Source organism: Streptomyces sp. NPDC007875, assembly GCF_042868035.1.
GTDB lineage: Bacteria > Actinomycetota > Actinomycetes > Streptomycetales > Streptomycetaceae > Streptomyces > Streptomyces antimycoticus.
Genome location: NZ_JBIADZ010000002.1, coordinates 139335 through 147846 on the forward strand (window position 1 = coordinate 139335; position 8512 = coordinate 147846).

Genomic DNA, 8512 nt, shown 5'->3' on the forward strand with positions numbered 1-8512 from the left:
CGAGCCCCCACAGCCCTCCGCCGCCCCCGCAGACGCAAGGCGCCCCCCACGCACCCACCAGAGCCCACTTACCCTTGCTGCCTTCCGGCCCTGGGGGAGTTCGGTGAGATAGCGCCACGTGAGGGGCTGCGCCCCACCTTAGCGGATCGACCGGGGTGCGAACGACTCCGCGGGTGCCCCTTCTGGTCGTGGACCGTTTTCGGCCAGGATCCGAGATCCAGGATCCGGGATCCGGCCGAAGGCCGGTGGGGCGGCCCCCGGAGGCGTCATCCGGTGGCTTCCGGCTCGCGATGGGTGGCGAGGTACGTCACGGCGCTGATCACGGGGATCACGGCCAGCACCCACCAGACACGGTGGTAGTCCCTGAGGATCGTCGCGCTAGTCGGCGTTCCCAGGACGGCCACGAACAGGCTGACTCCGAGCAGCGCGCCCAGCTGCCGGAAGCTGTTGTTGATGGCCGTGCCGACACCGAAGCGCTCCGGTGGCAGCGCCTTCGCCGCGGCGCTGTTGAGAGTGGAGAGGGCCAGGCCGACCCCGATGCCGTTGAGCACGAGGGTGGGCAGCCAGTGCGTGGCCCAGTGCGGCGAGGCGCCGGTGCGCAGGGCGAGAGCGGCGGCGCCCGCGGCGTAGAAGAGGGCGCCGATGACGAAGACCGGGCGGTAACCGAATCGTTCGGCCAGCCGGCCGGCCAGCGGGGCCACGAGCGCGGTGACGAGTGCGCTGGGGCTGACGGCCAGCGCGGACTTCAGCACGGAGTAGTGCCAGACGTTCTGCAGGAACAGCAGGCTGGAGAGGAGAACGGCGAAGAAGGCCACGGAGAAGACCAGCGTGGCGACGTTGGACGCCTGGAAGTTCCGAATCCGGAACAGGCTCAGGTCGAGTGCCGGCCGCGCGGCGTGCCGGGACCGGCGGATCAGCACCGGGATCAGGAGGACACCGGCCACCGCGGTCGCCAGGACACGCGGATCGTCCCATCCCAGGCGCGGACCGTAGATGACGGCGAAGCTGAGCAAGGCGGGCGCGACGGCGCTCATGGCGACCCCGAGGGGGTCGGGTAGACCTCCGTTCCGGGAGCCGCGGGTCTCGGTCAGCAGGCGCGCGCCCCAGACCGCGGTGAGCAGGCAGACGGGGACGTTGAGCAGGAACACCCAGCGCCAGGTGGTGTATTCGATCAGGAGCGCGCCCAGGGTCGGGCCGATCGCGGTGGCGACGGCCGCCATGGCGCCCCAGGTGCTGATCGCCGTGGCCCGGCGCTCCAGGGGAAAGGCGGGCAGGAGAAGCGCCAGCGAGGCCGGAACGATGATGGCGCCGAAGACACCTTGGGCCGCCCGTGCGGCGATGAGGACGCCGAGCGCGGGGGCGAGACCGCACAGGGCGCTGCTGAGCGCGAAGCCCACGAGACCTATCTGGAACAGGCGCTTGCGGCCGTAGGCGTCGGCCAGTTGCCCGGCCGGGATCAGGAACGCGGCGAAGACCAGGGTGTAGGCGTTGAGGACCCACACGAGGCGGGTGATACCGGCGTCGAAGCTGGTGCTGATCGTGTCGAAGGCGACATTCACGATCGTGGTGTCGAGGAAGACGATGAACACGCCGAGGCTGGTCAGCGCCAGGATGCGGCGGGCATCTCCGTCCGATACCGACGGGGAGGGTACGACCGGGGGCGTCGCTTCCGGGGCAGAAGGGGTGGCCGGGGCAGACGGGGTGGCCGAGGTGGCCGAGGTAGATGGAACGGACGGGGTCGGCGGAACGGACGGGGTGGGCATCGGCGCGCGGCTCCTCATACGGCGGTCGGGGTCGTCCTCACACTGCTGTCGGGTCCGGCGGCCCGCGCACGCCCCGTCGGCAGGACGTACGGCAGCGGGCGCGGGGACTGTCCGACGGGGGTACGGGTCACCGCCACGAGTTGATGACCAGTGCGAACAACGCGATGAAGGCCACCCCCACGAAGACCAGGTACTGCGGGAAGAAACGCCGCCAGCGCTGGGTGAGCACGCCGATCAGCGTGAGCACGAGGCCGACACCGACGATGCGCTGCCCCCGGGCGGCCGTGGAGCGCAGCACCCATTCGCCCGCGGGGACCCCGGCTCGCCCCGCCTCGGCCGCGTACACCTTGTAGGGGATACCGCTGGCGGGCTGGTGCCGTACCGCGCGGGCACCCTCCAGCCGGATCTCCTTCTGCGCCGTGGTGTGCATGCGTGTGGTGGTCAGCGGCTGGGGCAGGTCGACGGAGGTCCCGGAGTACAGGCCGAGCGCGACCAGACCTCCGGCGACGCTGGCCACGGCGGCGCTCAGGGTCAGCCGCAGCCCGGCCCTGGGCGCCGCGACGCACAGCACGGCGAGCGCGAGCTCCGGCAGCAGCGGCCAGCTCAGCGCCTCGGTGAAGGACCAGGCGGCGACCAGGCCCAGGCCCTTCCAGGACACCGCCAGCCGGGCGATCCGGTGCCGGACCCGGCTGTCGCGGGGCCGGCACTCGGCGAGGAGTTCGAGGACCGCCGTGCGGGCCGTGTCGGCGTCGGGGTCCGTCAGCGGCCGCCCGATCCGAACCCGGACGGCGTGCGGACGCAGCCGTCCGCGTTTGGGCAGCAGTTCCGCGGTGCCGGACAGGGCGACAGGCACCACGGGCACACCGTGGGAGACGGCCAGGTCGACCGCACCCCGCCGGAACGGACCCACACGGCCCTCTCCTCGGGTGCCTTCGGGAAAGACGACAACCGCGTGTCCGGCACGCAGCATGGGACCGGCGATGTCGTGGAGGTCGGAGTAGCCGCCACCGTGGCGGCGTACGGGAAACGCGGCGGCCAGGACCGAACACATCAGGCGGCGCGCACGCTTGAGGAACCAGTAGTCGGCGGCTGCCGCCACCCGGGGAGCACGGGCGACGCTGAGTGCGGCGAGGAGTACTGCCGTGTCCGCGTGCGACGAGTGGTTGGCCACCACGACGCAACCGCCCTTCGGCAGCTTCCCCTTGACCGTGAGACCACCGGTGAGGAAGAGGACGGTCCGCCAGAACCGCCGGCGCAGCCACGCCGCCACCAGAAGTCGGAACGCGGGCCGGTCCCGCCGCCCGGTGGCCTCCTCCGCTCCGCCGGCGACGCGTCGCTCGGGCCGCGTATCGCCCTCCGTATCGCTCCGCACCGCGGATAACGACCCGGTTGCCGCGTTCTTCGTCATGGCATGGCTCCCAACAGCAGAAGGGTCACGAGAAGGGAGTCGATGCGGTCCAGCAGCCCCCCGAACCCGGGCAGCCAACGGCCCGCGTCCTTGACTCCGGCGTTTCGTTTGATCATGGATTCGAGCAGGTCACCCAGTGCGCAGCCGCACAGCACGGCGAGCCACCGCAGCGGGGTCCAGGCGTCCATGGCCCACAGCGCCACACCGGACAGGACGGCGGATCCCACAACTCCGCCCCAGGTCTTGGCCGGTGAGAGGGCGGACAGCGGACGCCCCAGAGGACCGGAGCGGCCCAGTGCGCGCCCGCCGCACCAGCCGCCCACGTCCGCGAAGGCCACGCTGACGCAGATCGCGATGGCGAGGTCCCCCAGGGACACCAGTCCGGTGAGGGCAACGGGCAGCCAGATGAGGCCGAAGGTGGTCCTGGCCGCGCGGCCGGCGCCATGGACCACGTCCTGGCCCACCAGAGGCGGCAACGCGGCGGCGCAGAGCAGGACGCCGGCCGTGGGCAGCGTGAGCAGTCCGGGGCGCAGCCAGGCGATGAGGGGCAGGAGCACCCCGGCACACAGCAGCACGGCGCCGTCGGCGCGGCGCAGGCACACCAAGCGCACGTACTCGACGGAGCCCACCACCGCGAGCCCGGCCGCGAACAGGGCGGCTCCGGGTGCGCCGAAGCCCAGCGTCCCGCAGACGATCAGTGCGGTGACGCACCAGGTCCGCCAGCGACGGCGCAGTTCGACATTGCGGACGAAGAGAAGGGCGAGGCCGCTCACCGTGAGCGTCCCGGCGAGGAGCGGCACGGCCCGCGCCATCTCCGGCGGAAGCGCATCCGCGAAGGGGGTCACAGCCGACCGCTCAGAGGATCGTGATCACGATCCTCGCCGGCCCGACCGCTCTCGCCGTCATGACCGTCTTCGCCATCACGGCGGTTGCTAAGCGCCACGACCTGGAACAACCGCACACCGGCGGTCACTACGGAACCGCCCACCATCACCACCGCGGCGGGCGCATACCACCCGGACGCCGCGGCGACCGCGACGACGAGGCAGCGCTCGGTCTTCCCCATCGGCCCGCCGTTGATTCTCCGCACCCCGGCCGCGGCCCCGGCGATGGAGATCCATGACGGCGCCGAACTGGCCAGCAGCGCACCGAGTACGAGTGGAGGCGATATGTGCGGCAGAAATCCGAGAATCACCGCGAGATCCGCCGCTCGATCACCGATTTCATTCAGCAACGAACCCAGGCGGGTCTGCTTTCCGGTTTCCCTGGCAATGGAGCCGTCGAGATTCGCGCAGGCCAATCGAGCCGTCAGGAATACCACAACGGGAAAGACGGCCCAGGGAGCGGGCAGCACGGCAAAGGACGCCGCGGCAGCGCCCGCACAGAGCACTCCCGCAAAGGTGACCGCATTCGGAGAGATTCCGCTCCGGATCAACCATCGCCGGAGCAGGGTTAATCGGCGGGCGAACCACGGTTTAAGCGCGTACAGCCCATTCATGGCGAGACGATAACAAACGGGTGAACGAATCGATACCGCCGACCCCCGAAGCTAGTGAATGCACCAGGCGCACGTCTTATGGCACTAGTAAATGCACCAGACCCCACGTTTTACCGGAACCCCGAATACCCGCTTCTTCATCGGATTTCCCCGACACGCTCCGGCCCGCCCCCGGCAGATCCCCGAAGGGACGGCAGAACCGGCTCATTCCAACGAACCCGCATTCCAACGAACCCGCACTCCCCCGGAAACGACCACGCCGGACCACACGCCCACCCCACCCCCGCGCCCGCATTCGGCGACGACCGCCCCGGATGGAAGCCCCAGGCCACTCCCACCGACCATCAGCCACTGAACCCGTCCGGTTTATCTCGATTCCGCCGGACATTGACTTCCCCGGACCGACAATGTGGCATGGCCCACAGAGCATGCGGTGCGCACCATCGGCCGTGTCAGGGCACCTCATCAAGTGGGGTAGAGTGTTCCACGGAGGATTCGCCTAGAGGCCTAGGGCGCACGCTTGGAAAGCGTGTTGGGGGCAACCCCTCACGAGTTCGAATCTCGTATCCTCCGCCAGTGCCTCACCGGGCACGATGTCGAAGGGCCCCACCGCAAGGTGGGGCCCTTCGACGTTGTCCTCAGACCTCGTTGTCCTGGTTTTTGTCCACAGCGGGTGTTTCCGGGGGTCCCCAGATGGCTTCGGCGATCTTCCGGGCGACGTCCTTGAGCATGCGTCCGGCACATGCAGGTACCGCGCCCGCATCCGTGCGGAGGTACCCGGTTCCCATCCCATGATCTGATCGATGACGCGGTCAGGGACACCGAGCAGCATGAGCACGGTGGCGGCCGTGTGCCGGGCGTCGTGCAGACGGGCGTCCCGCACCCCCGCGTCGTCCAGCAGCTTCTTCCAATCGTGGTAGTCCGTGTTCGGGCTGAGCGGACCACCGAGCGGCTTGGTGAACACGTAGTCGGAGGCGGTCCACAGATTCCCCGCCACCTCCTGCTCCCGGGCCTGCGCCTCCCTGTGAGCAGGGAGCATCACGACCAACGGGCCGGGCAGCGGCACCGCACGGCGGCCAGCCCGCGACTTGGTGTTCTTGGTCTCCCGCCGCACCTGCTTGCGCTCGGGGCAGTACTACGTGTACGGGGCGCTCCGGACAGGCGCCGACGGCTTCCTGCTCAAGCGGGGCCGGCCGGCGGAGATCGTGCACGCCGTAAGGCTGGTGGCCGAAGGTGATTCCTGCTGTTCCCGGCGGCGGTACGGCAGTTGGCCGCCTCTTTCGGCCAGGATCACGGCGATGCCGAGGCCCGGACGGCCATGGAGCGTGCCGCGCTGACCGGGCGGGAGGGGGCGGTGCTGCGTCTCATGGCGCGCGGGCTGTCGAACGCGGAGATCGCCGCGCGCCTGGTGGTGGGGACCGAGACCATCAAATCCCATGTGAGTTCCGTACTGGCGAAACTCGGCGCACGCGACCGCACTCAGGCGGTCATCGCGGCGTACGAGTCCGGCTTCGTTTCCCCGGGCTGAGGAGCGGGCGGCGACCGCCTGACGCGACGACGCGACCCGGGGTCGGGCGGTGGCGGTGCTGCGGTCGCGGGTCACGCGGCCCGGCGGTCGCGCGTCAGGTAGAGGCCCGTGGCGGTGCCGATGGCGGTGAGGCCGGTGATGGCGCTGATGACGATCTGCTCGGTGCCGCTGAAGGCGAAGCTGGAGGCGACGTTGACGATGGCGGCGAGGGCGAGGACCAGCCAGAGCAGGGACTTCATTGGGGGTTCCTTTCGCAGGGGCCCTTGGTGGGCCGTGGCGTCGGCCGGTGTCGCGGCCGTTCCTTGTCCGAGGTCTACGATCCCGTTTCCGCGCCGCCGCCTCGATGGGCCGCGCCCCCGAATCCAGGGTGTAGCGCGCTACACCCCCGCTGCCGTGGACCCGCCCCGTCACTTAGCCTGACCGCCATGCGGGAGACGGTGTGGCGCGCGGGGCGGGCCTCGGTGGAGTTGCTGCGGGGAGCCGGGATCGCCCTGGCCTCGTATCTGTTCGTCGGGGTGGCGATCTTCGCCGCCGTCGCGATGGTCACCGTCGTGGGGGCGGGGGTGCTGCCCGAGTCCGTACTGCTGGTGCGCAAGACCGCCGGGTACAAGCGGCGGTGGGTGGGCGCCTGGACCGGTGAGCCGGTGCCCGAGGTGTACCAGCCGCTGAACGGGGAGGTGTTCGCGCGGGTACGGACGGCGGTCGGGGATCCGGCCACGTACCGCGATCTGCGCTGGCTCGGGGCCCACGCGGTCTACGGCTGGCTGCTGGCCTGCTGCGCCATGCCGGTGTGGGTCATCGGGCTGCTGGTCGACGGGGTGTGGTGCGGGCTGCTGAAGCAGCGGGCCGTGGTGCTGCCGCTGATCGAGCGGCTCGTCGACCTCGACGCGGCGTGGTCGCGGGCGCTGCTGCTGCCCTCGCCGGAGGCGCTGCGCACCGCCCGGCTCGCCGAGCGGGTGGAGGAGCTGTCCGAGACCCGGGCGGGCGCCGTCGCCGCCCACGGGGCCGAACTGCGACGCATCGAGCGGGACTTGCACGACGGTACGCAGGCGCGTCTGGTGGCGCTCTCGATGCGGGTGGGGCTGGCGCGGCGGGCGTACGACAAGGACCCCGACGCGGCGCACAAGCTGCTGGCGGACGCGCAGGACCAGGCCGAGGAGGCTCTCACCGAGCTGCGCCATGTCGTGCGCGGCATCCATCCGCCGATCCTCACCGACCGCGGACTCGTGGGCGCCGTAAGGGCGCTCGCGGCCGGCAGCGGGCTCGAGGTGTCCGTGGACGACGACGGGGTGGAGGACGGGTCCCGGGCACCGGCGGCGGTCGAGGCGGCCGCGTACTTCGTGATCGCGGAGGCGTTGACCAACGCGGCCAAGCACAGCGGGGCCGAGCGGGCGTCGGTCGAGCTCGTGCGGAGGAAAGATAGGTTGAGGGTCGCGGTACGGGACGAGGGGCGGGGCGGGGCCGATCCCGCGGGCGGCAGCGGGCTGCTCGGCATGCGGCGCCGGGTCGCGGCGCTCGACGGGACCGTGGAGATGACCAGCCCCGCCGGGGGGCCGACGCTGATCGAAGTGGAGCTGCCGTGCGTGTGGTGATCGCCGAGGACAACGCTCTGCTGCGGGAGGGCATGGTCCTGCTGCTGAACTCCGCCGGGCATGAGGTGGTGGCGGTCGCCTCCAGCGGCCCCGAGGTGCTGCCCGCCCTCCTCGAACACCGCCCGGACGCGGCCGTGCTCGACGTCCGCATGCCGCCGGGCTTCCGCGACGAGGGGCTGCGCGCCGCGCTCGCGGCGCGGCGGGAGATCCCCGGTCTGCCGGTGCTGGTGCTCTCGCAGTACGTCGAGGAGACCTACGCGACCGAGTTGCTGGCGGATGGCGCGGGCGGGCTCGGCTATCTGCTGAAGGACCGGGTGGGGCGGGTCGAGGAGTTCCTGGACGCGCTGGAGCGGGTGGTCGCGGGCGGTACGGCGCTGGATCCCGAGGTGGTCAAGGAGCTGATGACCCGGCGCCGCGACGATCCGGTGGACTCCTTGACGCCGCGCGAGCGCGAGGTGCTGCACCTGATGGCGGAGGGGCGGGACAACACCACGATCGCCCGGACGCTGGTGGTCTCGGAGCGCGCGGTCAGCAAGCACATCGGCAATGTCTTCGCGAAGCTGGGCCTGCCGCCGAGTGACAGCGGGCACCGGCGGGTGCTGGCGGTCCTGGCGTATCTCAACAAGGGGGCGGGCAAGGGGGAGTCGGCGGACAGGCGGTAAGGCCGGGCCGGGTGCGGGTCCCGGAGCCGGTGCGAGTCCCGGAGCCGGTGCGAGCCCCGGA

General features: G+C 71.2%; 7 protein-coding genes, 1 tRNA gene, 1 other RNA gene and 2 pseudogenes. 4 read left to right on the forward strand and 7 right to left on the reverse strand.

Annotated features, from left to right (window positions below):
• Positions 1 to 35: 35 nt before the first annotated feature.
• From ffs to ACFYOY_RS04360, 5 genes are all read right to left on the reverse strand, one after another.
• An RNA gene (ffs, locus tag ACFYOY_RS04340) (signal recognition particle sRNA small type) lies at positions 36 to 130 on the reverse strand.
• 136 nt (positions 131 to 266) lie between these two features.
• On the reverse strand, positions 267 to 1763 hold the full coding sequence (locus tag ACFYOY_RS04345; RefSeq protein WP_388584732.1) for an MFS transporter: 1497 nt from the start codon (positions 1761 to 1763) through the stop codon (positions 267 to 269).
• A gap of 127 nt (positions 1764 to 1890) precedes the next feature.
• Positions 1891 to 3171 (reverse strand): lysophospholipid acyltransferase family protein, encoded by a 1281-nt coding sequence (locus ACFYOY_RS04350; RefSeq protein ID WP_351882176.1) that lies wholly within the window; start codon positions 3169 to 3171, stop codon positions 1891 to 1893.
• Positions 3168 to 4016: a phosphatidate cytidylyltransferase gene (locus ACFYOY_RS04355; RefSeq protein ID WP_351882178.1), complete on the reverse strand. Its 849-nt coding sequence runs from the start codon at positions 4014 to 4016 to the stop codon at positions 3168 to 3170. Before ACFYOY_RS04355 ends, ACFYOY_RS04350 begins: the two co-directional genes overlap by 4 nt.
• A complete protein-coding gene (locus ACFYOY_RS04360) occupies positions 4013 to 4669 on the reverse strand; it encodes a CDP-alcohol phosphatidyltransferase family protein (protein ID WP_351882180.1) in 657 nt (218 codons plus the stop codon). The genes ACFYOY_RS04355 and ACFYOY_RS04360 overlap by 4 nt, the downstream gene beginning before the upstream one ends.
• 488 nt (positions 4670 to 5157) lie before the next feature.
• Between ACFYOY_RS04360 and ACFYOY_RS04365 the strand changes: the two genes are divergently transcribed.
• Positions 5158 to 5245: transfer RNA gene (locus ACFYOY_RS04365), tRNA-Ser, on the forward strand.
• Between the two features lie 62 nt (positions 5246 to 5307).
• Here the strand turns inward: ACFYOY_RS04365 and ACFYOY_RS04370 are convergent.
• Positions 5308 to 5804, reverse strand: a pseudogene (locus ACFYOY_RS04370) (tyrosine-type recombinase/integrase); the annotation flags it as partial.
• A gap of 1 nt (position 5805) precedes the next feature.
• On the opposite strand from ACFYOY_RS04370, the pseudogene ACFYOY_RS04375 reads away from it, so the two are divergent.
• Positions 5806 to 6197: pseudogene (locus ACFYOY_RS04375) on the forward strand (DNA-binding response regulator); the annotation flags it as partial.
• Between the two features lie 71 nt (positions 6198 to 6268).
• Here the strand turns inward: ACFYOY_RS04375 and ACFYOY_RS04380 are convergent.
• A complete protein-coding gene (locus ACFYOY_RS04380) occupies positions 6269 to 6436 on the reverse strand; it encodes a hypothetical protein (RefSeq protein ID WP_351882182.1) in 168 nt (55 codons plus the stop codon).
• Between the two features lie 186 nt (positions 6437 to 6622).
• Here ACFYOY_RS04380 and ACFYOY_RS04385 point away from each other — a divergent pair, with 186 nt between their 5' ends.
• Both ACFYOY_RS04385 and ACFYOY_RS04390 read left to right on the forward strand, forming a co-directional pair.
• Entirely contained in the window at positions 6623 to 7789 is a 1167-nt protein-coding gene (locus tag ACFYOY_RS04385) for a histidine kinase (RefSeq protein WP_351882184.1), read from the forward strand.
• Positions 7777 to 8451, forward strand: a complete 675-nt coding sequence (locus ACFYOY_RS04390; protein ID WP_351882186.1) for a response regulator transcription factor — start codon at positions 7777 to 7779, stop codon at positions 8449 to 8451. The genes ACFYOY_RS04385 and ACFYOY_RS04390 overlap by 13 nt, the downstream gene beginning before the upstream one ends.
• Positions 8452 to 8512: the final 61 nt, after the last annotated feature.